This window comes from Streptomyces sp. NRRL S-350, assembly GCF_000719705.1.
In the GTDB taxonomy this organism is placed as follows: Bacteria; Actinomycetota; Actinomycetes; order Streptomycetales; family Streptomycetaceae; genus Kitasatospora.
The window spans coordinates 21,215-44,127 of record NZ_JOHO01000037.1; the positions used below are offsets into that span (position 1 = coordinate 21,215).

23 protein-coding genes are annotated in these 22,913 nt (G+C 73.2%); 13 read left to right on the top strand and 10 right to left on the bottom strand.

The genetic code is table 11. The features are described 5' to 3' along the window. Positions 1-3: 3 nt before the first annotated feature. Together IF30_RS0127145 and IF30_RS0127150 are read left to right on the top strand one after the other, a co-directional pair. Entirely contained in the window at positions 4-978 is a 975-nt protein-coding gene (locus IF30_RS0127145; RefSeq protein WP_030243302.1) for an NAD-dependent epimerase/dehydratase family protein, read from the top strand. Positions 979-1,167: 189 nt separating this feature from the next. Further along, positions 1,168-2,001 (top strand): aminoglycoside N(3)-acetyltransferase, encoded by an 834-nt coding sequence (locus tag IF30_RS0127150; RefSeq protein WP_051711274.1) that lies wholly within the window; start codon positions 1,168-1,170, stop codon positions 1,999-2,001. A gap of 98 nt (positions 2,002-2,099) precedes the next feature. On the opposite strand, the gene IF30_RS0127155 is transcribed toward IF30_RS0127150, so the two are convergent. From IF30_RS0127155 to IF30_RS46985, 4 genes are all read right to left on the bottom strand, one after another. Then, a complete protein-coding gene (locus IF30_RS0127155; RefSeq protein WP_030243305.1) occupies positions 2,100-3,644 on the bottom strand; it encodes a M1 family metallopeptidase in 1,545 nt (514 codons plus the stop codon). Positions 3,645-3,857: 213 nt separating this feature from the next. Further along, a complete protein-coding gene (locus tag IF30_RS0127160; RefSeq protein WP_030243307.1) occupies positions 3,858-4,730 on the bottom strand; it encodes a sulfurtransferase in 873 nt (290 codons plus the stop codon). A gap of 252 nt (positions 4,731-4,982) precedes the next feature. Further along, positions 4,983-5,309 carry a hypothetical protein gene (locus IF30_RS0127165; RefSeq protein ID WP_030243309.1) on the bottom strand — a complete coding sequence of 109 codons (327 nt, stop codon included), beginning with the start codon at positions 5,307-5,309 and terminating at the stop codon, positions 4,983-4,985. Positions 5,310-5,467: 158 nt separating this feature from the next. Beyond that, positions 5,468-6,268: a polysaccharide deacetylase family protein gene (locus tag IF30_RS46985; protein ID WP_158835515.1), complete on the bottom strand. Its 801-nt coding sequence runs from the start codon at positions 6,266-6,268 to the stop codon at positions 5,468-5,470. Between the two features lie 334 nt (positions 6,269-6,602). Here IF30_RS46985 and IF30_RS0127175 point away from each other — a divergent pair, with 334 nt between their 5' ends. Then, positions 6,603-7,463: an SAM-dependent methyltransferase gene (locus IF30_RS0127175; RefSeq protein WP_037901358.1), complete on the top strand. Its 861-nt coding sequence runs from the start codon at positions 6,603-6,605 to the stop codon at positions 7,461-7,463. A 122-nt stretch (positions 7,464-7,585) separates the two neighbouring features. On the opposite strand, the gene IF30_RS0127180 is transcribed toward IF30_RS0127175, so the two are convergent. Beyond that, positions 7,586-8,455 (bottom strand): Fpg/Nei family DNA glycosylase, encoded by an 870-nt coding sequence (locus IF30_RS0127180; RefSeq protein WP_030243312.1) that lies wholly within the window; start codon positions 8,453-8,455, stop codon positions 7,586-7,588. A gap of 165 nt (positions 8,456-8,620) precedes the next feature. On the opposite strand from IF30_RS0127180, the gene IF30_RS0127185 reads away from it, so the two are divergent. From IF30_RS0127185 to IF30_RS0127200, 4 genes are all read left to right on the top strand, one after another. Further along, the gene (locus IF30_RS0127185) at positions 8,621-9,166 is read left to right on the top strand and encodes an SRPBCC family protein (protein ID WP_063752792.1); all 546 of its coding nucleotides are present in this window, start codon (positions 8,621-8,623) and stop codon (positions 9,164-9,166) included. A gap of 98 nt (positions 9,167-9,264) precedes the next feature. Further along, positions 9,265-9,924 carry a hypothetical protein gene (locus IF30_RS43970; protein ID WP_051711279.1) on the top strand — a complete coding sequence of 220 codons (660 nt, stop codon included), beginning with the start codon at positions 9,265-9,267 and terminating at the stop codon, positions 9,922-9,924. A gap of 181 nt (positions 9,925-10,105) precedes the next feature. Further along, positions 10,106-10,897, top strand: a complete 792-nt coding sequence (locus IF30_RS0127195; RefSeq protein WP_030243315.1) for a DsbA family protein — start codon at positions 10,106-10,108, stop codon at positions 10,895-10,897. After that, entirely contained in the window at positions 10,894-11,541 is a 648-nt protein-coding gene (locus tag IF30_RS0127200; RefSeq protein WP_030243316.1) for a vitamin K epoxide reductase family protein, read from the top strand. The genes IF30_RS0127195 and IF30_RS0127200 overlap by 4 nt, the downstream gene beginning before the upstream one ends. Positions 11,542-11,636: 95 nt before the next feature. Here IF30_RS0127200 and IF30_RS0127205 read toward each other — a convergent pair whose 3' ends face one another. The 3 genes from IF30_RS0127205 to IF30_RS0127215 form a co-directional block, all read right to left on the bottom strand. Further along, complete coding sequence (locus tag IF30_RS0127205; protein ID WP_030243317.1) at positions 11,637-12,620, bottom strand: adenosine deaminase; 984 nt, start codon at positions 12,618-12,620, stop codon at positions 11,637-11,639. Positions 12,621-12,683: 63 nt separating this feature from the next. After that, a complete protein-coding gene (locus IF30_RS0127210) occupies positions 12,684-14,081 on the bottom strand; it encodes an MFS transporter (protein ID WP_234322862.1) in 1,398 nt (465 codons plus the stop codon). Continuing rightward, complete coding sequence (locus IF30_RS0127215) at positions 14,078-14,719, bottom strand: ArsR/SmtB family transcription factor (RefSeq protein WP_078891732.1); 642 nt, start codon at positions 14,717-14,719, stop codon at positions 14,078-14,080. The genes IF30_RS0127210 and IF30_RS0127215 overlap by 4 nt, the downstream gene beginning before the upstream one ends. A gap of 144 nt (positions 14,720-14,863) precedes the next feature. Between IF30_RS0127215 and IF30_RS0127220 the strand changes: the two genes are divergently transcribed. Both IF30_RS0127220 and IF30_RS0127225 read left to right on the top strand, forming a co-directional pair. Further along, positions 14,864-15,145 (top strand): DUF6158 family protein, encoded by a 282-nt coding sequence (locus IF30_RS0127220; RefSeq protein ID WP_051711280.1) that lies wholly within the window; start codon positions 14,864-14,866, stop codon positions 15,143-15,145. Between the two features lie 174 nt (positions 15,146-15,319). Continuing rightward, complete coding sequence (locus IF30_RS0127225) at positions 15,320-16,708, top strand: NADP-dependent succinic semialdehyde dehydrogenase (RefSeq protein WP_030243321.1); 1,389 nt, start codon at positions 15,320-15,322, stop codon at positions 16,706-16,708. 33 nt (positions 16,709-16,741) lie between these two features. On the opposite strand, the gene IF30_RS0127230 is transcribed toward IF30_RS0127225, so the two are convergent. Together IF30_RS0127230 and IF30_RS0127235 are read right to left on the bottom strand one after the other, a co-directional pair. After that, complete coding sequence (locus IF30_RS0127230; protein ID WP_030243322.1) at positions 16,742-17,023, bottom strand: hypothetical protein; 282 nt, start codon at positions 17,021-17,023, stop codon at positions 16,742-16,744. Positions 17,024-17,073: 50 nt separating this feature from the next. After that, entirely contained in the window at positions 17,074-18,144 is a 1,071-nt protein-coding gene (locus IF30_RS0127235) for a Ku protein (RefSeq protein ID WP_030243323.1), read from the bottom strand. A 179-nt stretch (positions 18,145-18,323) separates the two neighbouring features. Here IF30_RS0127235 and IF30_RS0127240 point away from each other — a divergent pair, with 179 nt between their 5' ends. From IF30_RS0127240 to IF30_RS50335, 4 genes are all read left to right on the top strand, one after another. Then, complete coding sequence (locus IF30_RS0127240; RefSeq protein WP_030243325.1) at positions 18,324-18,557, top strand: hypothetical protein; 234 nt, start codon at positions 18,324-18,326, stop codon at positions 18,555-18,557. A gap of 217 nt (positions 18,558-18,774) precedes the next feature. Continuing rightward, positions 18,775-20,211 (top strand): amino acid permease, encoded by a 1,437-nt coding sequence (locus tag IF30_RS0127245; RefSeq protein ID WP_030243326.1) that lies wholly within the window; start codon positions 18,775-18,777, stop codon positions 20,209-20,211. Between the two features lie 633 nt (positions 20,212-20,844). Further along, the gene (locus IF30_RS0127250) at positions 20,845-21,531 is read left to right on the top strand and encodes a transglycosylase SLT domain-containing protein (RefSeq protein ID WP_030243328.1); all 687 of its coding nucleotides are present in this window, start codon (positions 20,845-20,847) and stop codon (positions 21,529-21,531) included. 302 nt (positions 21,532-21,833) lie between these two features. After that, on the top strand, positions 21,834-22,838 hold the full coding sequence (locus IF30_RS50335) for a glycosyltransferase family 2 protein (protein ID WP_051711282.1): 1,005 nt from the start codon (positions 21,834-21,836) through the stop codon (positions 22,836-22,838). The last annotated feature ends 75 nt before the right edge of the window (positions 22,839-22,913 follow it).

Genomic DNA, 22,913 nt, shown 5'->3' on the forward strand with positions numbered 1-22,913 from the left:
CCCATGCGGATCCTCATCCTCGGCGGCACCTCCTTCGTCGGCCGCGCGATCGTCGACGCCGCCCTGCACAGCGGCGCCGAGGTCACCCTGTTCAACCGGGGCCGGACCAACCCCGGTCTCTTCCCCGACGCCCGCCACCTCGTCGGCGACCGCGACAACGGCGACCTCACCGCTCTGCGCGACGGCCACTGGGACGCCGTGGTGGACGTCAGCGGCTACCGCCCCCACCAGGTCGGCCAGGCCATGACCGCCCTCGGCGACCGGGTCGGCCGCTACCTCTTCATCTCCAGCCACGCGGTCTACCGGCGGGACGGCCTCGTCCCCGGCTCGGACGAGTCCGCCCCGCGCCGCGCGCCGCTGCGCGAGGCCGCGCAGCTCACCGAGGAGACCTACGGCCGGCTCAAGGTCGCGTGCGAGGACGACGTCACCGCCCGCTACGGCGGCCGGGCGACCATCGTGCGGCCCGGAAAGGTCGCCGGGCCGCACGACGAGCAGCGGGGGCTGACCTACTGGGTGCGCCGGGCCGCACACGGCGGGCGGATCGCACTGCCGGGCCGTCCGGAGCAGCCGGTACAGGTGGTCGACGCGCGCGACCTCGCCCGGCTGGTGCTCCGGCTGGTCCAGGACGACCGCCCGGGCGCCTTCCACGCCGTCGGGCCGGCCGAACCGACCACCTTGGGCGCCCTGATCACCACCTGCGCCGAGGTCGCGGGCACCGAGGTGGAGGTCGTCCCGGTGCCTCCGGAGACCGCCCCGCCGCCGTTCTTCCCCCTGGTCCGGGACCGACCGCTCTGGCCCGGCCAGCAGCGCGACCCGGCCCGGGCCCGCGCGGCCGGCCTGCCCGCGACCCCGCTCGCGGTCACCGCCGCCGACGTGCTCGACTGGGACCGCGACCGCGGCGAACCGCCACTCGGCCACGGCTTCACCCCTGAGCAGGAGGCGGTGGCCCTGGCCCTGGCCGCGGCGGACCGCCGCTGACTCCCTTCCGGCCGCCGCCGACCGCGCGCCGGCGGCGAACACCCCTGCCCTGACCGCTTGTCAGTGGCAGCCGCTATGGTCGGCCCCGAACGATCGCATCCGGACCAGACCGCCGACGCGGCACCGGCAACACCAGCACGAGCACCAGCACCAGCACCAGCACCAGCACCAGCACCGCCAGGGAGCACCATGACCACACCGGGCACCACACCGGACGCCAGGCCGGGGAGCGCACCGCTCACCACCGCCGACCTCGTGGCGGGCTGGCGCCGGGTCGGCGTCCGCGAGGGCATGGCGCTGATCGTGCACTCCTCGCTCTCCAGCCTCGGCCGGGTCGAGGGTGGTGCGGCGGCCGTGGTGGCCGCCCTGCGCGAGGCGGTCGGGCCGACCGGCACCGTCGCGGTGCCCACCTTCACCACCGACACGGTCTGCGACCCGGCCCCCGGGCACCCCGGCGCGCTCACCCCCGAGACAGCCGAACTCCGGTCCGCCGTACCGCTGTTCCACGCCGGGCTACCCTCTCGCATGGGCGCGGTGGCGGAGGCCCTGCGCGCGCTGCCGGAGAGCCTGCGCAGCACGCACCCCCAGGTGTCGGTCGCCGCCGTCGGGGCGCATGCCAGGGAGGTCACCGCCCGCCGCTCGCTCGGCTTCGCCGTGGGCCGCGAGTCGCCGTTCGGCGCGCTGCACGACCTCGGCGGGTACGTGCTGCTGATCGGCGTCGGGCACAACCGCAACACCTTCCTGCACTACGCGGAGACCTTCGCCCCCAACCGCCGGCTCAAGCTGCGCCGCTTCCCGATGGCGATCCAGGGCGAGCGGGTCTGGATCGAGGCGCCGGACGTGGGCGATGACAACGACACGCACTTCCCACTGGTGGGGCGGGAGTTCGAGGAGCGGGCGGGCATCCGCGAGGTGCTGGTCGGCGACGCGCCCTGCCGGTTGCTCCCGGTCCGCGACCTCATACCCTTCGCCGTCCGCCGACTCACCGAACTGCTGGCGGCGGACGGCTCCGCAGTGGCGTAGCCCGGTCGGCGCTTCCGCGCGAGCGGCCGACCGGGCCGTGCCCGTCACCTCGGTGCAGGCCGGGTTCACTGCACCCGGGCGTCAGTGCGGGCCGGGCGTCAGTGCTCGGCGTCGTGCAGGGAGTTGGTCTCCTGGATCTTCTTCCAGGACTTCGGCTCCACCGGCGCCTGCCGGTCGGCCTGGCCCGAGCCCGGCACCGAACCCGCACCGGGCGCCAGCGAGGCGACGGCACCGGCGGCCGTCGGGACCGGCCCGGTGGCCGGCTTCGCGGCGGTGAACAGCCAGGTGTCGAAGAGGCCGCCGAGCTTCTGGCCGGAGACCTTTTCGGCGTACGCCTGGAACTCCGGGATGGTGGCGTTGCCGTAGCGGCGCTCGGTCGGCCAGCCCTTGAGGATGCGGAAGAACTTCTCGTCCCCGACGGCGTTGCGCAGCGCCTGGATGGCGACGGCGCCCCGGTCGTACACGGCGCCCGCGAACTGGTTGTCGGCGCCGGGATCGCCGGGCTTGACGGTCCAGAACGCGTCGTCGGCCGGGTGCGAGGCGTAGACGTAGTCGGCCAGTTCCTGGGCGGTGCCCTCGTTCTCGTGCTCGGACCAGAGGAACTGCGCGTACCGGGCGAAGCCTTCGTTCAACCAGATGTCGCTCCAGCGCGAGACCGAGACGCTGTCGCCGTACCACTGGTGGGCCAGCTCGTGGACGACGACCGAGGTGTTGGAGCCCTTCGCGAACTGCCGGGGGCTGTAGAAGACCCGGGTCTGGGTCTCCAGTGCGAAGCCGGTCGTGACGTTGGGGACGTAGCCGCCGACCGAGCTGAACGGGTAGTCGCCGAAGTAGCCGCTCAGCCAGTCGACCAGCTCGCCGGTGCGCTCGACGCTCGCCTTGGCGGCGTCCGCGTTGTCGCCGAGGTCCTTGCTGTACGCGTTGTAGACCGGCAGTCCACCGGGCGTGGTGTCCGTGGTGACGTCGAACTTGCCGACTGCGAGGGTGGCCAGATAGGTCGCCTGGGGCTTGGTCTCGCGCCAGCTGTAGCGGGTCCAGCCGGCCTGGGAGGTGGCGCCGGTCAGGATGCCGTTGCTGATGACCTGGTTGCCGTCCGGCACCTGCACCGAGACGTCGAAGGTGGCCTTGTCGCTCGGGTGGTCGTTGCTCGGGAACCACCACCACGCCGACTCGGGCTCGCCGGCCGCCACCGCGCCGTCCGGCGTGCGCAGCCAGGCGGTGAAGCCGTACTTCTTCACGCTGGACGGCACGCCCTTGTAGCGGACCACGACGGTGGCCTGGCTGCCCTTGGCGAGCGGCCGGGCGGGGGTGATCTCCAGTTCCTGCTCACCGCTGGTGGTGAAGGTCGCGGGCCGCCCGTTGACCCGGACTTCCGAGACGTTCAGCGCGAAGTCGAGGTTGAACCGGGAGAGGTCCTGGGTCGCCGTGGCGAGGATGGTGGTGGTGCCTTCGAGTTCGTCGGTGGCGGGCTGGTACTTCAGCCGGATGTCGTAGTGCGAGACGCGGTAGCCGCCGTTGCCGTAGGTCGGGTAGTAGGAGTCGCCGACGCCGGCTGCGCCGGGTTGGAAGTCGGATGCCGAGGCGGGGACGGCCAGGAACAGGCTCAGGGCACTGGCAGCAGAGACGATCAGCCTCTTGCGCACGTGGTCCTCCAGGGATCACCGGAACGATGGGTCGGATCGATCCTTGTCCCGGTGATCCCCGGCTCACTCCCCGATTGTGAGATGTTCATGAAAAGAAACGCGCCGAAATGCCGGTGCCGCACCTGTGCCGCAACGCCGTCACACCGCCCCGCCCGTCACCCCAGGCACGCTGGCCACCCCAGCCCCACTGGCCAGTTCAGCCCCACCCGCCGCTCAGCCCCCGAGCGCCACCGGCGCCCGCACCAGCGAGCCGTACTCCGTCCAGGAGCCGTCGTAGTTCTTGACGTGCGGGTACCCCAGCAACTCGGTGAGCGCGAACCAGGTGTGCGCGGACCGCTCGCCGATCCGGCAGTAGGCGATCACCTCGTGCTCCGCCTCCACCCCCTTGCCCCCGTACAGCGCCCGCAGCTCCTCCGCCGAGCGGAACGACCCGTCGTCGTTGGCCGCCTGCGACCAGGGGATGTTGACCGCCCCCGGGATGTGCCCGGGCACCTGCGCCTGTTCCTGCGGCAGGTGCGGCGGTGCGATCAGCTCACCCCGGAACTCGGCGGGCGAGCGGACGTCCACCAGCACCGCGTCGGTCCCGGGCTTGGCGAACACCTCGGCCTTGGCCAGCACCTCGTCCCGCAGCGCCCGCAGCTCGGGCCGCTCGGGTCCGCTCAGCCGGTAGGCGGTGTGCTGGTAGTCCATCACCTCCTGGGTGAGTTCGCGGCCCTCCAGCTCCCACTTCTTGCGCCCGCCGTCCAGCAGCCGCACCGGCCCGAAGCCGCGCAGCCGCAGCAGCCAGTAGGCGTACGCCGCGAACCAGTTGTTGTTGCCGCCGTACAGCACCACGGTGGTGTCATCCTCGACCCCGGCCGCCCGCAGCAGGTGCTGGACGCCCTCGCGGTCGGCGTAGTCGCGGCCGACCCGGCTGTGCAGGTCGGTGGTCCAGTTCCAGCCGACGGCGCCAGGGATGTGGTCCCGGTCGTACGCGGTGGTGTCCTCGTCGACCTCGACGACCCGGACCGTGCCGTCGTCCAGGTGGCGGGCCAGCCATTCGGTGGCGACCAGCGCCTCGGGGTGTGCGTAGCCGTTGCCGCTCATCCCGCGCCCTCCTTCGTTCCGCCCAGGGCTGTACGGACCGGGCCTCCGGGCGCGCACGCACCGGCGCACCACAGACGGGCCGGACACTTCGAACGTACGTCCGCCATCGCTTGCGGGCCACCCCGGGGTCGTCGGGCATCCGCTGCGCCGACGCCGCGAGCGTCGGCTCCCGGACAGGCGGACGGCCCGGTGATCGGTCACCGATCACCGGGCCGTCCCGGGCGGAAAGCGGTTCCGTCGGCCTCGGGGAGCTCAGGAGAAGACCACGGAGCGCAGCTTCAGCCGGTCGCCGAGCCTCTTGCCGGGCTTCATCGCGTAGAAGACGTCTCCGGAGCAGTCGAAGTCGAGGAAGACCGTGGCCGTCGAGTCAGTGAGGTTCGCCGGCGCGAAGCCCGGGTCCTCCTCGGTGGTCCCCGGAAGGTTGATGCACTCACGGCTCTGCGGGTCGGCCAGGCCGGTGGGGACTCCCGGGCCGACCTTGTAGAGGAAGTCGCCGGTGGCGGCGTTCGCGGAGACGGGGGTGGCGAGCACGAGAGCGGCGGCACTCGCGACGGCGAGGACGGTGTTGCGGAGACGCATGAGTGAAAGCCTTTCAGGTGGCACCCGGCGGTACCGGTGTGAAGTGGTGCGAGATCACCCTAGAAGCCCGAAATCCGCAGAAACGGTTCTTCCAATCCACCCTTTCGAGTGGTTTAAGCAGAAAACCCATGACCTCGGCCGTCCACTCGCCAAACCGCTCAGTTCGGCGGAGCCGTGAAGAAGTAGCCCGAGTCGATGAGCACCGGCAGGTACGCCTTCAGCGCCGCCACCGTCTGCGAACGGTCCCCGCCGCCGTCGTGGTTGAGCACGATCGACCCGGGCCGGACGTCCTTGAGGATCCGGTCGGTGATCGCCGAGGTCCCCGGCCGGGCCCAGTCCCTCGGATCCACCGACCAGGCCATGTTCCGCATCCCGAGGTCGGCGGCCACCTTGAGCGACGCCGGGGACCAGTCCCCGCCCGGCGCGCGGAACCAGGCGGGCAGCCGGCCGGTGGTCCGGTGCAGCAGGTCGGAGGTGCGCACCAGCTCGTCCCGCACCTTGGTATCGGACAGGCTCCGCAGGTCCGGATGGGTCCAGGTGTGGTTGGCGATGTGGTGGCCGTGGTCGGCGATCTCCCGCACCAGCTCCGGGTGCTCGACGGCGTTCTCGCCGATCAGGAAGAAGGTCGCCCGGATCCCGTGCTGCTGGAGCAGCGCCAGCACCGTGGGCGTGTACCGGGGGTCGGGCCCGTCGTCGATGGTGAGCGCCACCACCCGCCGCGCCGCGTCCAGCTCGTACACCGGCTTGCTCTCCGCCTCGGTGAGCACCTTGTGCACGGGCACCGCGCTCGGCGCGGCGGCCGAGGGGGAGGCGGCCCCTGCCGAGGCGGCCCCAGGGGAGCCGGACGGCGGCGCCGACGAGGGAGCCGCCGACGGGGCGCCCGTCGCGGCGGCGGACGACGCGGCCGGTGCGTCGCCCCCGGGCCCGGCCGGCTCCACCGGGAGGGCGCTCTCGGCCACGCCCACCTCGGCGGCGGCCTCCCCGCCGCTCCAGGGGCTCCGGCAACCGGCGGCCGCCCCCAGTAGGGACATCCCGGCCGCGACCAGCAACAATCTTCGCGAAGTAATCTGACGATCTGACAGCATTGTGAATGCTTCCCCCGGCCGTCGCCGCCGCTCCCCGGCGGCAACTCCGACGGACCCGATCACCACTCCGACGGCCCAAAGCCGACCGGCCGCGCTCCCCGTCTCCCGGGGCCTTCCACCAGCCTTCCCGACCGGGCGCCCAGCCCCCGACCGGACCGCTACGCTGTGGCTTCCCCAGTGTGATGATCTGCCATCAGAGGACGTGGCCATGACGACGAGTCAGGACTTCCCCCACCCGGGCCCGCAGGACGCCGAAGCCGCCGAGCCCAGCCAGTGGGAACGTTTCGGCGTCGACACCACCGCCCCGCACTCTGCCCGGGTGTACGACTACTGGCTCGGCGGCAAGACCAACTTCCCGCCGGACCGCGCCATGGGGCAGGCCATCGAACAGGCCGTGCCGAGCGTCAAGGAGATGGCCAAGGCCAACCGCGCCTTCCAGGGCCGGGCCGTCCGCCACCTGGCCCGGGAGCACGGCATCCGCCAGTTCCTCGACCTCGGCACCGGCATCCCCACCTCCCCCAACACCCACGAGATCGCCGAGGCCGTCAGCCCCGGCACCCGGGTCGTCTACGTCGACAACGACCCGATCGTGCTCGCCCACGCCCGCGCGCTGATGGTCTCCAGCCCGGTCAGCCGCACCACCTACATCCACGCCGACCTGCGCGAACCCGACGAGCTGTTCGCCGACCCGGCGCTCACCTCGACCCTCGACCTCACCCGGCCGGTCGGCCTGCTGATGATCGCCGTGCTGATGCTGATCGCCGACGAGGACGACCCGTGGGGGCGGGTCGCCGCGCTGCGCGACGCCCTGCCTGCCGGGAGCTGCCTCGCCCTGACCACCCCCACCCCGGACTTCGACCCGGAGGCCGTCGGCAAGGTCGCCGAGGCCGCCCGGGCCGGGGGGATGACCCTGGTGCCGCGCGGCTACGACGACGTGGTCCGGTTCTTCGACGGCTGGGACCTGGTCGAGCCCGGCGTCGCCCCGGTCCTGGCCTGGCGCCCGGACGGCGAGCCCCCGGCCGACCCGAAGGCCGCGTACTACTGGGGCGGCGTCGCCGTCAAGCGCTGAGCCCCCGAGCCCCCGACCCGGGGAGTCGCCGAGCCGGTGGCGGGCAGGCGGGCGTGGCGGGCGGTGGTGGGCAGGCGGTGGCGGGCAGGCGGTGGCGGGCGGGGCCCACGGCCGGGGGCCCCTCACTTCAGCAGCCGCGACATCCGCCGGTCCGCCAGCGGCTTGCCGCCGGTCTGGCAGGTCGGGCAGTACTGCAGCGAGGAGTCAGCGAAGGACACCTCCCGAACGGTGTCCCCGCAGACCGGGCAGGGCTGACCGGTCCGGCCGTGCACCCGCAGTCCGATCTTCTTCTCCGCCTTCAGCTCCCCCGCCGCCAGCCCGCGCGAGCGCTCCACCGCGTCCCGCAGCGTGCTGCCGAGCGCGTCCCACAGCCGCGCCGTCTCCTCCTCGGTCAGGCCGGACGCGAGCTTGTACGGCGACATCCGGGCCGCGTGCAGCACTTCGTCCGAGTAGGCGTTGCCCACGCCCGCCAGGACGCTCTGGTCCCGCAGCACGCCCTTGATCCGGCGCCGGTCGTCCCGCAGCAGCGCGGCGAAGTCGTCCAGGGTGAAGTCCGGGTCCAGCGGGTCGGGGCCGAGCCTGGCCACGCCCGGCACCTCGGCCGGATCCGCCACCACGTAGACCGCGAGCCCCTTCTTCGTGCCCACCTCGGTGAGGTCGAAGCCGTCCCCGGCCTCGCCGTCCAGGCGCAGTCGCAGCGCGAGCGGGTTCTTCGGGCCGGGGCGCGGCGGTTCGGCGGGCAGGCTGTCCTTCCAGCGCAGCCACCCGGCGCGGGCCAGGTGCACCACCAGGTGCAGCCCGCCGGCCTCGATGTCCAGGAACTTGCCGCGCCTGGTCACGGGGCCGACGGTCCGCCCCTCCAGCGCCGTCACGGGCGGGTCGTACGTCTTCAGTGCGCTGATCGCCACCGGCTGCACGCGGGCGATCACGCGCCCGGTCAGCCGCTCGGACAGGAAGGCGCTCAGCGCCTCGACCTCGGGCAGCTCCGGCATGCGCCCAGTCTCCCGCACCCCGCCGCCCGCCGCCCGCCGTCCGCCGTCCGCCGTCCGCCGTCCGCCGTCCGCCGTCCGCCCATGGTGCCGTTCCGTGCCCGGGTTCCCCTTTGCCCCACCCCCGCCCCGAAGAGCAGGCTGGAACGGAGGAGGTGCCTCCCCACCATGAGCACCCTTGAGGAACAGATCGACATCACCGCCCCCGCCCTCGCCGCCTGGGAGCAGCTGCACCGCGTGCACGACTACCCCCGGTTCGTCGACGGCGTCCGCAGCGCCCAACCGCACGGACGCAACCTCGCCCACCTCGGGGTGGACGTCGACGGCGCCGAGCGCTCGGTCGACACCGAGATCACCGACCGTGGCCGGGGGCGGGTGATGGCCTGGCGGACCCTGGACCCCCTCCGGCTGAGCGGCGCCTTCGCGCTGCTGCCGCTCGACGCCCGGCACACCCGGCTGCAGATCCGGGTGGAGTACGACCCGGACGCGCTGCACCGGGTGTTCGGCGGGCCGCGCGGCTTCGCCCTGGCCGGGGCGATCGAGCGGACGGTCCGGGAGGACCTGCAGCACTTCCGCGAGCTGGTCGAGGCCCGGGTGAGCGCGGCCGACCACCACACACCGGCCGACCGTCACGCACCGGCCGACCACCGACCCCCGACCGACCACCGCGAGCCGACCGGCGCCGACCCGACGGCGGGCGACACCGACCGGTAAGAAGCGCATAAGACCAGCTCAGCGCGGGTGGTGAGGCTCTTCACAGCGCACCGCGGACCCGGCCGTCTCCCGGTCCACCTGTGGCACACTCGGATGCCATGGACATCGGCCCGGTCACCAGGACGCTCCGCGCGGCGGTCTTCGCCGCGCTGGTCGTGCTGCTCGCCGGGCTCGGCCAGGTGCTGGTCACCGGCCGCACGCTGCCGGTCGGCCCGATGCTCCTGGCATCGGTCGCCGTGTTCGCGGCGGCCTTCGCGCTCGCCGGCCGCGAGCGCGGCTACCCGGCGATCGCAGCGGTGTTCGTGCCCCTGCAACTGGGCGCCGGCGCGCTCTTCGACGTCGCCCAGTCCGCCTGCCCCTCCCTGCCGCCCGGCGCCGGGCACGGCCTCCAGCCGCTGCTGTGCGGCGGCGGTTCGCTCGGCGGCTTCCTGCTCGGCCACGGCGTCTCCCAGCAGACCGGGGTGCTGCTGCTCCTGCTGCTGCACGCGGTGATCGCGCTGGCGGGCGCGTACTGGCTGCACCGCGCGGACGCCGCGTTGGCGGGCCTCGCCCGGGCCGTCGGGATGCTGGGCGAGTTCCTGCACCGCCACCTTCCGGCCGCGGCCCGCTGGCTGCTGCTGCTCGCGGCGCCCGTCCCGGGCCGCCCGGCGGCACGGGTGCCGTTCCCCCGGGCCAGTCGGGTGCTGGTCCCCGCCGAGGACGTCGTCGTCCGTCCGGCCGTCCGGCGCGGTCCGCCGGTGTACGCCCCGACCGTCTGAGACCGGCGCCACCACGCGCCCGCGCCACCCGCGCGCCCGTGCCGTCCAAGCGCCCGCGTCGCCCGAGCCGGCATCGCCCGAGCCCCCGCGCCGCCCAGCCGGTCCTCTCCCTGCCCGCGCAGGCCCCGTCCCCCGGCCGCGCCTGCCCCTCCGCACGTTCGAGAGCACAGGACGACACCCCATGAGCAACACCCGCAAGACCGACAACGCCTCCGCCACCGAGCGCATGCGCACCGCCCGGGCCCGGACCGAGCGCTCCGACCGGATCCGCCGCCGGATCGTGGTCGGCGCCGCCTCCGCCGCCGTCCTCGCGCTCGCCGCGGGCGTGGCCTTCGCCGTCGGCGGCCCGTCCGGTTCCGGCTCGGACGCCGCCGCGAGCGGCCCGCTGGTCGTCCCGGCCAACGCGAGCGGCGACGGCGGCACGGTGATCATCTACGGCAAGGCCGACGCCCCGCACACCCTGCAGGTCTACGAGGACTTCCGCTGCCCGTTCTGCGAGCAGCTGGAGACCACCACCGGCACTGCTGTCCAGCAGCTCGCCGACGGCGGCACGTACAAGATCGAGTACCACCTGGCGACGTTCCTCGACAAGAACCTCGGCGGCAAGGGCTCGCGCACCGCGCTGGCCGCCGCCGGTGCCGCGCTGAACGAGGGCGTGGACAAGTTCAAGCAGTTCCACGACGTGCTGTACGCCAACCAGCCCGACGAGCGCAGCGACTCCTTCGGCGACGTCAACCACCTGCTGGACCTGGCCGGCCGGGTGCCCGGGCTGAAGACCGACGCCTTCGTCAAGGCCGTCCAGGACGGCACCTACGCGCCGTGGGCGGCCAAGGTCAACGAGGAGTTCGACAAGAGTGGCGTGACCGGCACTCCGACCGTCAAGCTGGACGGCAGGAAGCTGGACGTCCTCTCCGACGGCAGGGCCGTCTCGCCCGAGCAGTTCACCGCGATGGTCAAGCAGGTGACCGGGTGACGGCCGCCGGCCCCGGCACCACCGCCCCGGCCCCCGCCCCCGCCACGCGGCGGGTGTACGGAGCGGGCCGCCCGTTCGCCTGGCTGCTGCTGATCGGCGGCGCGGTCGGGCTGTTCGCCTCGGCGGTCCTCACCCTGGACAAGATCCGGCTGCTGAAGGATCCGTCGTACGTCCCCAGCTGCAACATCAACCCGATCATCAGCTGCGGTTCGATCATGCGCAGCGAGCAGGCCGAGGCCTTCGGCTTCCCCAACTCCCTGATCGGGCTGCTCGCCTTCGGGGTGGTGGTCGCGGTCGGCGCCGGGCTGCTGGCCGGGGCTTCGTACCGGCGCTGGTTCTGGCTCGGCCTGCAGGCGGGGACGGTCTTCGGGATCGGCTTCGTGAGCTGGCTGATGTACCAGGCGCTCTACCGGATCGGGGCGCTCTGCCCGTACTGCATGGTCGTGTGGGCCACGGTGATCCCGCTGTTCTGGTACACCACGCTGCACAACCTGCGCTCCGGGGTGATCCCGGCGGGCCCGCGCCTGCGAGTGGTCGTCCGGGAGGCGGCCCGCTACCACTGGGTCGTTCCGGCACTGGGGTACGCGGTGGTCGCGCTGCTGGTCCTCAACCGGTTCTGGTACTACTGGAGCACTTTGGTCTGATCCCCGGCCGCCGCCCTCCCGGTCCGCCGGGGCGGGCGGCGGCCCGGCCTGCGGGGCCGGGTCCGCGTCCGTACACCGGTGCGCCGGCACACCGGTCAGAAGACGAACGCCTCGACCTCCGCCAGGAGTTCGGCCCGGCGCCGCTCGCTGACGAACGAGGCGCGGAAGGAGTTGGCGGCCAGCCTGCGCAGGGTCTCCTGGTCGAGGCCGAGGGCGGCGTGGACGGCTCGGAAGTTGTCCTCGACGTAGCCGCCGAAGTAGGCCGGGTCGTCGGAGTTGACGGTGACCAGCAGCCCGGCGTCCAGCATCTCGCGCAGCGGGTGGTCCGCGAGCGTGTCGATGCAGCGCAGGCGGACGTTGGAGAGCGGGCAGAGGGTCAGCGGGATCTGCTCGCGAACCAGGCGGGCCACCAGTTCGCCGTCCTCCAGGCACCGCAGCCCGTGGTCGATCCGCTCCACGCCGAGGACGTCCAGCGCCTCGGTGATGTACGACGCCGGGCCTTCCTCACCCGCGTGGGCCACGCGCCGCAGCCCGGCCTCGGCGGCCCGGCGGTACACCTCGCGGAACTTCGCCGGCGGGTTGCCGACCTCGGCCGAGTCCAGGCCGATGCCCGCGATTCGGTCGAAGTACGGGCGGGCGGCCTCGAAGGTCTCCAGCGCGGACTCGGCCGACTCGTCCCGCAGGAAGCACATGATCAGCTGGGTGCTGATGCCGTACCGCTCCTCGCTGCGCGACAGCGCCCGGGTCAGGCCGTCCACCACGACGCCCAGCGGCACTCCGCGCGCGGTGTGCGCCTGCGGGTCGAAGAAGATCTCGGCGTGCCGCACGCCCTGGTCGGCTGCGCGCGCCAGGTAGGCGTCGGCGAGGTCGGCGAAGTCGTCCTCGGTGCGCAGCACGGCCATCAGGGCGTAGTAGAGGTCCAGGAAGGACTGCAGGTCACTGAAGGAGTACGCGGTGCGCAGTTCCCCGGTGTCGGCGTAGGGCAGCTCGACCCCGTTGCGGGCGGCGAGTTCGAAGGCGAGTTCGGGCTCGAGGGTGCCTTCGATGTGGAGGTGGAGTTCGGCCTTGGGAAGCGGCATGTGCGATCTGTCCGAGCGGTAGCGGGAGGAACCGGGAGGTAGGTAGGTACGGAAGGATTCATCCTACGATCTTCCCGAGCCGTGGGGCGCCTGGGGCCTCCGGGGCGCCGCGGGCAGTTCCCGGAGGGTGCGCAGCGGCGACAGCAGCGGCAGCGTGCCGGACAGCGTGAGCAGGCCGGTCATCACCCACATCGTCGCCCGCAGCCCGATCACCGCGCCCAGGACGCCGCCGGTCAGCGCGCCGAGCGGAATGGTGGCATGGACGGCGAACATCGAGCCGGCCGTCACCCTGGTGAGCAGTTCGGGCGGGGTGTAGGACTGCCGGAAGCTGCCGAGCACGATGTTGCAGAGCACGACCGCCGCGACGACCGCGACCGACCCGACCACGTACAGCGCCGTCCCGGCACCCGGCCCGGCCAGTGGCATCAGCAGCCCGAACGGTACGACGGCGAGCAGCACGATCCGCACCCCGCGCGCCGTCCCGAACCGGCGGCACAGCGGGCGGGCCGCCAGCGCACCGAGCACGCCGCCGACCGCGGCGGCGGAGGCGAGGACACCGACCCAGGCCGGGGCGATCCCGGCCTCCCGGACCAGGAACAGGGCGAGGATCGCCTGGTAGCCCATGAGCGCGAAGTTCGCGGCCGCGCCGAAGCACAGGAAGGCACGCAGGTACGGGTCGCGCAGCAGGAAGGACAGCCCCTCCCGGACCTGCCCGGGCATGGCCGCCTGCTGGTGGACCACCGGTTCCGGTCGGGCGCGGATCCGCAGCAGGGCGCCGGCCGCGATCAGGAAGCTCACTGCGTCAATGAGCAACCCGGCGGCCGCGCCGACGAGTTGGACGGTCAGACCGGCCAGTCCTCGCCCGGCGACCTCGGCCGCCGAGCCGCTGCCCGCCAGCTTCGCGTTGCCCTCGATCAGGTCCTCCGGCGCCACCAGCTCGGGCAGGTACGCCTGGTCGGCGGCGTCGAAGAACACCGAGCAGGCCCCGCTGAGGAGGGCCACGGCCAGCAGTTGAGCCATGGTGAGCACGCCGAACCAGCCCGCCACCGGCACGCTCGCGAACAGCGCGGCGGAGCCGAGGTTGCAGCCGATCATCACGGCCCGCCTGGGCATCCGGCCGACCCACACCCCGGCCGGCAGGCCGAACAGCAGCCACGGCAGCCAGATCGCACTGGTCAGCAGGCCGCCGGCGAGCGGCCCGGCGTCCAGGGTGAGCACCGCGACGAGCGGCAGCGCGACGGTGGTGACGCTGCTGCCCAGTCGGCTGACGGTCTGCCCCGCCCACAGCAGCCGGAAGTCGCGCTGGGCGAACAGGCCCCAGCGGGAGCGGGCTTCGGAGGCTCCGGAGGCTTCAGGGGCCTCGGAGGCTTCAGGGAGTCCGGGGCTCGAAGGGTTTGCGGGGCTCGAAGGGCTGGCGGGGCTCGAAGGGTTTGCGGGCGGCGGGGCGACGGCGGCGGTCACGGCTTGGCCGGGACGCTGTGGGCGAAGGCGAGGACGGTCTCGCGGTCCCGCCCGTCCTCGGGCACCGGCCGGTGCGCCCACTTCTGGATCACCGCGTGCAGGTCCGCCGCCAGCTCCCGGGCCTCCTCGGGGGTCAGCCGAAGCCAGGTCTGGGTGGCCACCGAGCAGCCGTCCCGCCAGTCGGTCCCGTATCCGCCGCGCCGCGCGGACCACTCGCGGACCAGCTCGACCTGGCGTTCCAGCAGGATCGATCCGGCCGCGTCCGCGACCGCCTCGGCGACCGGATCGCCGTCGAAGTCGGCCCTGGTCCAGCTGAGTTCGCGGTCGGCCAGCCGCCACCAGTGCTCCCGGCGGTCCCGGGCGAGTTCGGGCGCCTCCTCGATCAGTGCGCTTTCCGCCAGCACCTTCAGGTGGTGGCTGACGTTCCCGACCGCCTGCCCGGTGCGGCCGGCGAGCTTCCCGACCGTGGCCGGGCCCTCGACCTTGAGCAGGTCGAGCAGTCGGCGGCGCAGCGGATGGGTGAGGGCGGCGAGCACCCGGGAGTCCTGGATCTCCCGGGCGCCGCGCGGTCGGTCCGGGGCCGGGGGGCCGGCCGGCCGCTCCGAGGCGTGGGCCGTGCGGCCCGTCGTGTCGTCCATGGGAGGATCATATGTACAAGGGCTCTTGTACGACACTCCTTTCACAATGACTCTTGTGCACTACCGCCCGACCGAACCGGGTGTACCGGTGCCGGGCACCGGGCACCCGGTACAAGAGGGGGATTCCGCCGAGGAGGAACCGAGATGCGGCACGCCGACGCCACACACATCCGGCCCGAGGGCATCTCCCCGCACGCTCTGGGCAACGACACGCTCCTGCACGAGCTGGAGCAGCTGCACCGCACGCGCCACGAGACCTTCCTGTACGGCTCGGAGGAGGCGTTGAAGCGGCACACGCTGCGCACCGGTCAGCTGGAGGCCGAGTACCTGCACCGCTTCCCCACCCGGCAGGTGACCGCCGGACGCACCAGGGCCGGCGCCCGGGCCCGGGAGGCGGCGGCCCGGGTGGAGTCGCTGCCGGAGTGACAGCGCCCGCGTGGCCGCGCCCGGGGCCCCGTGAGGGAGTGACCCCGAGGGAGTGACGGACCCCACCGCTGCCCGGCGGGACACGCCGGGCAGCGGTGGCGTGCCCGGGGCCGGGCCGTCGGGGAGGGTGTGAGGGCAGACGCCACCGGACCCACGACCCCTCGGGAGCCCCGCATGCCCATCGCCAGCGTCAATCCCGCGACCGGCGAGACCCTGGAGACCTTCGAACCGCTCGACGCGGACGGCATCGAGCAGCGGCTGGCCCGCGCCGAAGCCGCCTTCCACAGCCACCGCACCACCCCGCTCGCCGCCCGTGCCGGGTTGATGCGCCGCGCCGCCGACCTGCTGGACGAGGACCTGGAGGCGATCGCCCGCACCATGACCGAGGAGATGGGCAAGCCGCTCGCCGCCTCCCGGGCCGAAGCCGCCAAGTGCGCGAAGGCGATGCGGTGGTACGCGGACCACGCCGAGGAACTGCTCGCCGACGAGTACCCGGCGCCGGACGACGTCTCCGACTCGGGCGCCGCCCGTGCCTACGTCCGCTACCGCCCGCTCGGGCCGGTGCTGGCCGTGATGCCGTGGAACTTCCCGTTCTGGCAGGTGATCCGGTTCGCCGCGCCGGCCCTGATGGCGGGCAACGTGGGCCTGCTCAAGCACGCGTCCAACGTGCCGCGCACGGCGTTGGCACTCGAGTCGCTGTTCCTGCGGGCCGGATTCCCGGAGGGCTGCTTCCAGACCCTGCTGATCGGCTCGGGCGCGGTCGAGGACGTGATCCGGGACCGCCGGGTCGCCGCGGTCACCCTCACCGGCAGTGAGCCGGCCGGACGGGCGGTCGCGTCCACCGCGGCGGACGAGGTCAAGAAGGCCGTGCTGGAGCTGGGCGGCAGCGACCCGTTCGTGGTGCTGCCGAGCGCCGACCTGGACGCGGCGGTGCGCACCGCCGTCCGGGCCCGGGTGCAGAACAACGGCCAGTCCTGCATCGCCGCCAAGCGCTTCATCGTGCACGCCGACGTCTACGACCGCTTCACCGCCGGCTTCACCGAGGCGATGCGGGCGCTGCGCGTCGGCGACCCGATGGACGAGGCCACCGACGTCGGCCCGCTGGCCAGCCGCCAGGGCCGGGACGACCTGGAGGAACTCGTCGAGGACGCCCGCACCCACGGCGCCCGGGTGGAGTGCGGCGGCGGGCGCCCGGAGGGCTGGGACACGGGCTGGTTCTACGAGCCGACGGTGCTGACCGGCATCACCCCGGCGATGCGGATCCACCAGGAGGAGACCTTCGGCCCGGTCGCCACCGTCTACCGGGTCGCCGACCTGGACGAGGCGGTGGCCCTCGCCAACGACACCCCGTTCGGCCTCAGCGCCAACGTCTGGACCACGGACGGAGACGAGCAGGAGCGTTTCGTGCGCGACATCCAGGCCGGCGGCGTGTTCTTCAACGGGATGACGGCCTCCCACCCGGCGCTGCCGTTCGGTGGCGTCAAGCGCTCCGGCTTCGGACGGGAGCTGTCCGGGCACGGGATCCGGGAGTTCTGCAACGTCACCACGGTGTGGATCGGCTGAGGACTCCCGGCCCGTGCCGAACCCCCGCCGGGGTCAGGCCGCCATCCGGTGCCTGCCCCGCCCGGGGGTCATCCAGCGGGCGATCACGCCGACCATGGCGATGACCGTGAGGCCCCAGAAGATCGCCATCAGCACCATGACCGGCAGCAGGCTCACCTGGGTGGCGATCATGCCGAGGCCGACCGACAGCGCGATCATGAACGTCACGACCGTCGGGCTGAGGGTGAGCAGCCAGCTCCAGGCCCGGTGCCCGAGGCTCGGGTTCGCCGGGGCCGTGGGGCCGGTTTCGAGTTCCTTGTAGGTCAGCAGGTCCATCGGGGGTCGCCTCCAATGCTGGACGGGAGGGAAAGCCTGGCCTTGGGGGGTCAGGAGGCCTTGCGCGGAGCCGCGGACTTCCGGCTGGTGGTCTTCTTCGCCGGGGACGCCTTCGCCGAGGAGGACCCCGCCGTCGAGGCCTTCGCCGACGTGGTGGTCTTCGCCGACGCGGTCTTCTTCGCCGACGCGGTCGTCGAAGCGGTCGTCGAAGCGGTCTTCGAACCGGCCTTGGCGGCCGGCGCAGGGCTCTTCTTCGCCGGAGCGCGCTTGCGCGGCGCGGGCTCCTCCTCCTCGGACGCGCCCTCCGGCTCCGCCTCGCCCTGCGGCCCGCCGGCCGGACCGCGGCCGCCCTTGGCCTGCTTGAGGCTGCTGCGCAGCGCCTCCATCAGGTCGATGACGTTGTCCGGCGCCTCGCCGGACTCCTCCTCGTGCGGGATCTCGACGCCCTCCAGCCGCGCGGTGATCACCTGCTGCAGCGCCTGCTGGTAGTCGTCGTGCAACTGGGACAGGTCGAAGTCCTCGGAGAGGGTGTCCATCAGCGACCGCGCCATCTTGAGCTCCTGCGGCCGGACGGTGACGTCGTCCTCGGGTGCGATGCCGGCCGCCGGGCGGACCTCGTCGGGCCAGATGCAGGTCTGCAGCACCAGCGTGTTGTCGTGCACCCGCAGCACCGCGGGGGACTCCCGGGTGCGCAGGGCGATCTTGGTGACGGCGATCTGGCCGGACTCGGTGAGCGCGTCGCGCAGCAGTGCGTACGGCTTGGCGGCCGCCTTGTCGGCGACGCCCACGTAGTAGGCCTTGGAGAACATCAGCGGGTCGATCTCGCCCTCGTCCACGAAGGCCAGCACGTCGATGATCTTCTTGCTGGGCAGCGGCAGGTCGGCGAGGTCGCCGTCGCTGAGCGTGACGGTCCGCCCGTCGGGGGACTCGTAGCCCTTGGCGATCTCCGCGTACGGGACCTCCTTCTCCTCCCGCTCGCAGTAGCGCTTCATCCGTACCCGGCCGCCGTCCTTGGCGTGCACCTGGTGCAGCGGGACGTCGTGCTCCTGGGTCGCGGAGTAGAGGTGGACGGGGATGCTGACCAGCCCGAAGCTGATCGTCCCCTTCCAGGTGGTCTGCATGGGGTCGCTCCTGACCGGCGCCGGGAACGGACCGCGCCGAGAACGCTCTGGGAGGCACCGACGAATGCCCCGAGAGTCCCACTTTGCCCGGATTTGCCCCGATTGGCCACAGCGAGCCCGGCCCGAGGCGACACCGCCCCGGCCGACGGGTCGACAATGAGCCGAGGAGGTCGATGCGGATGACCGCCACACCCCGGCCCGGCCAGGCCCCGCCCCCGGACCGCACGACGTACCGGGTGACCTACACCGCCTTCGGAGAGGTGCGCGAGGACGAGGTCACGGTGGTGCCCGGATACTCGCAGGAGAGCGACATCCCGCGGATCCTGGCCGCCCGGCACACCGGCCGCCCGCCGGGGCGGGATCCCGGGGTCGTCGTGCTCGGCCTGCGGGAGCTCCGGCCCCAGCCTGGCTGACGATGCGTCAGATCTGAGCTTTCCGACGCCCGGGTTCACGCCCGTGCACCCCACTTGACCTGGCCTTTTGTGTCCGGTGAGCGAACAGTTATCAAAGCCTTGTTCCGATACCCGGGCGTAGAAGTTAGGTTGCACCGCAATGCGCGGGTCTGTCCCCCCACCCTCTGGCGCGACGAGCCGAGGGTCGCCGCGCTGGAAAGGCACAGGGCACCCCTAGATGAGTGCGAACACCACCAAGCCGACGGCAGCCGACCCGGCTCCCCACGAGGCAGGGCCGCACGGACCCGGCGACGGCCACCTGAAGGCCGGTCTCAAGAACCGCCACCTGTCGATGATCGCCATCGGCGGCGTGATCGGCGCCGGCCTCTTCGTCGGCTCCGGCGCGGGCATCGCGTCCACCGGCCCGGGCATCCTGCTCTCCTACACCCTGGCCGGCGTGCTGGTCGTGTTGGTGATGCGGATGCTCGGCGAGATGGCCGCGGCCGACCCGCAGAGCGGCTCGTTCTCGGCGTACGCGGACCGCGCGCTGGGCCGGTGGGCCGGATTCACCATCGGCTGGCTGTACTGGTTCTTCTGGGTCGTGGTGCTCGCCGTCGAGGCGACGGCCGGCGCGAAGATCCTCAACAACTGGGTGCCCGGCGTGCCGCAGTGGGGCTGGGCGCTGATAGTGATGGCGGTGCTGACCGCCACCAACCTCTTCTCGGTGGCCTCCTACGGCGAGTTCGAGTTCTGGTTCGCCGGGATCAAGGTGGTCGCGATCGCCGCGTTCCTGGTGATCGGCACCCTCGCCGCCTTCGGCCTGATGCCCGGCACCCACGCGGTCGGCGCCGAGAACCTGACCGGCCACGGCGGCTTCCTGCCGCACGGGGTGGGCGCCGTGTTCACCGGCATGCTCACCGTGGTCTTCGCCTTCATGGGCAGCGAGATCGTCACCCTGGCGGCCGGCGAGTCGGAGGACCCGGAGAAGGCCGTCTCCAAGGCCACCAACAGCGTGATCTGGCGCATCGGCATCTTCTACCTGGGCTCGATCCTGCTCGTGGTCACCCTGCTGCCGTGGGACAGCGCCGCGGTCAAGGAGAGCCCCTACGTCGCCGTGCTGAACCACGTGGGCATCCCGCACGCGGGCCAGGTGATGGACGTGATCGTCCTGACCGCGGTGCTCTCCTGCCTCAACTCCGGGATGTACACGGCCTCCCGGATGGCCTTCTCGCTCGGCCGGCGCGGCGACGCCCCGAAGGTCTTCGCGACGGTGACCTCGCGCGGCGTGCCCCGCGTGGCCATCCTCTCCTCGGTGGTCTTCGGCTTCGTGGCCGTCTTCTTCAACTACACCTCGCCGGACACCGTGTTCGCCTTCCTGCTCAACTCCTCCGGCGCCGTCGCGCTCTTCGTCTGGCTGGTGATCTGCTTCTCCCAGCTGCGCATGCGCCGGATCATCGAGCGCGAGATGCCCGAGCGGCTGACCGTCCGGATGTGGCTGTACCCGTACCTGACCTGGACGGCGATCGGCATGATCGGGTTCGTGGTGGCGTACATGTTCACCGACGCCGACGGGCGCAAGCAGATGTACCTGTCACTGGTCGCCGCGGCGATCGTGCTCGCGGCCTCGGTCGTGGTGGGCCGACGGCAGCGGGCCGCGGTGGCGGCGGAATCCTGATCCACCCCACACCGCGCGGGAACGCCGGGCCCGGGAGCCGTTGCGGAGGCCCCGGGCCCGGTTCCGTTTTCCGCCCGCCCTGCTCCCGGCACCGTGACCGTCCGCTCACGCTGCGCCGATGTCGGGCCACCTGCCGTGTGAGGCCGCCCACAGGGCGTCCGGCACCTACGACCCCCGATAGTGGACGGCCGCGGCGGCGGCTCCGGCCGACCGCGACCGCCGCATGCCGGTCCGGCCCGGCCGGGCCGCGCCCGGCCTGAAGAACGCAGGCCACCGCGCCTGTCGCCCTGCGGTTCCTCCGCCACCCCAGAGGCGGAACCCGCGGGCGGCCAACTCGGACAAATGCGCCAAATGCCTCGGCGGACCGCGCCCTGGCCGCCCAGCGTGCACTACGCGCCGTAGTAGCGAGCGCCTTTGCCACCCGTCCCGCGCCCTGCCAAGAATGGCCCGTCGCCAGGCAGCGCAGCCCCCCGGTCCACCCGGTCCGCCGCGCAGCCCGCCCGCCCCGCCGCTCTCCGCCGGGGCGCCACGGCCGTCCCGGACGGCCGCGCGGGCCCCGCCCACCCGGAGCCCGCGCGATGCCCGTGCCCGGCCCACCGGCACGGCCCCCGACGGAAAAGGAACGCCCGCTTCATGCAGCTCAGCCATGCCCGCCGCAACTCCCTGATCACCGGCATCGCCACCCTCGTGGTCGCGAGCGCCGCCACCGCCGCCCTCGCCGTCCCGCAGGCCGGGAACACCGCCGACGCCGCCGCCCCCGCGGCCGCCGTCTCGGTGGACGGCAAGCCGGCCGCCGACCAGGCCCAGGCTGACACCGCTGCCGCTGACCAGCAGGCCGCCCAGGACGCCCAGGCCAAGGCCGCGGCCGACGCCGCCGCCCAGGCCCAGGCCCAGGCCCAGGCCCAGGCGCAGGCGCAGGCCCAGGCCGAAGTCGAGGCGAAGGCCCAGGCGGACGCCAAGGCCAAGGCCGACGCGGACGCCGCCGCCTCCCGCTCCCAGGAGCGCCAGAACCTCGACAGCGCACCGGCCTACTCCGGCAGCCCCCAGCAGATCGCCGCACAGATCGTCCCGGGCGGCCAGCTGCAGTGCTTCAGCAACATCGTCTTCCGCGAGAGCAGCTGGAACCCGCTGGCCGTCAACGCCTCCTCCGGTGCCTACGGCCTGGTCCAGGCCCTGCCGGGCTCCAAGATGGCCTCCGCGGGCGCCGACTGGCGCACCAACCCGGCCACCCAGATCAAGTGGGGCCTGAACTACATGAACACCCGCTACGGCAGCCCCTGCGCCGCGTGGTCGTTCTGGCAGACCCACCACTGGTACTGAGCCGCCGCCACCCGGTCGGCGCCCCCGGGGCCCGCGACGCACCTCCGCGTCGCGGGCCCCGGCCCGTTCCGGCTCGGACCACCGGCCGGGCCGGTGGTCCGTGTCCCGGCCCGGCCCGGCCCGGCCGCCGAGCCGACTGCCGCCCCACCCCGCCCCGCCGACCCGAGCCCGGCCTGACGTGGACGCGTCCGGAAGGCGACGTGAAGATATGGCGTACGGTCGTACGATTTGCACTGATTGCCAGGAATTACGGGCCGTCAGGGCTTTGCCACCGTTCGCGGGCCCTCTTACGCTCCGGCGTCATGGCCTCACCCCTGATCAGCGTCGTGCTCCCCGCCTACGACCAGCACGAACAGCTCGCCGACTGCCTGGACTCACTGCTCGCGCAGTCCCTGGCCGACGTCGAGGTGATCGTGGTCGCCGACCGCTCCCCCGAGACGGCGGGCGCCCTCGCCGACACCTACGCGGCCCGGCATCCCCGGGTGTCCGTGCTGCACCTGAACGCGGCGGTCGGAGTCGGAGTGAGCCGCAACGCCGGGGCCGCCCGGGCCGTCGGCGACTACCTGCTGTTCCTCGACGCGGACCACCTGCTGCCCCGGGACGCCCTCCGTACGCTCGCCGACCGCCTCAAGCAGACCGGCCCGGTGGACGTGCTGCTGTTCGGCCACTCCCGCCGGCACCAGGACCGGGACTGGCCCGGCGGAGCCGAGGCGCTGCTCGCCGAGGCCGGCCCCGAGGTGTTCGCGCCCTTCGACCGGCCCGCGCTGTTCGGCGCGCCGCCGCTGGTCTGGGACCGGCTGATCCGCCGCGGCCACTGGGAGGAGCTGGCCCTCGCCTTCCCGCCCGGCCGCTACGAGGAGGTCCCGGTGGCGCACGCGGCGCTGTTCGGCGCGCAGACGGCCGCCGTGCTGGCACGCGAGTGCGTCCAGCTGCGCCGCCGGGAGACCGTCCACCCGGCGAGCGGCCCGGGCAGCAGCGTCTTCGACCTCTTCGACCAGTACGAGCGCAGCTTCGCCCTGGTGGAGGACCAGCCGCACCTGTACGCGGTACGGGACGCCCTGTTCGTCCGGATGATCCGGCACTACCTGTTCGTCTTCGACCTCGCCGGCTGCGTCACCCGCGCCGAGCGGCCCCAGTTCTTCCACCGGGCCGCCGAGCACCACCGCCGCTTCCAGCCGCCCGGCCACCGGCGGCCGGGCGGCCGCGAAGGGATCAAGTTCTCCCTGCTGGCGGGAGGCGCCTATCCGGCGTTCGAGGTCGCCAAGCTCTCCCACATCGCGCGCGGCACGCTCACCGGGCGGAAATGAGCCGCCGGAAGCGAACCGGCCGGAGCTGAGCCGGCCGGAAGCGCGCCGGGCGCCCCACCGGACGCGGTAACCCGT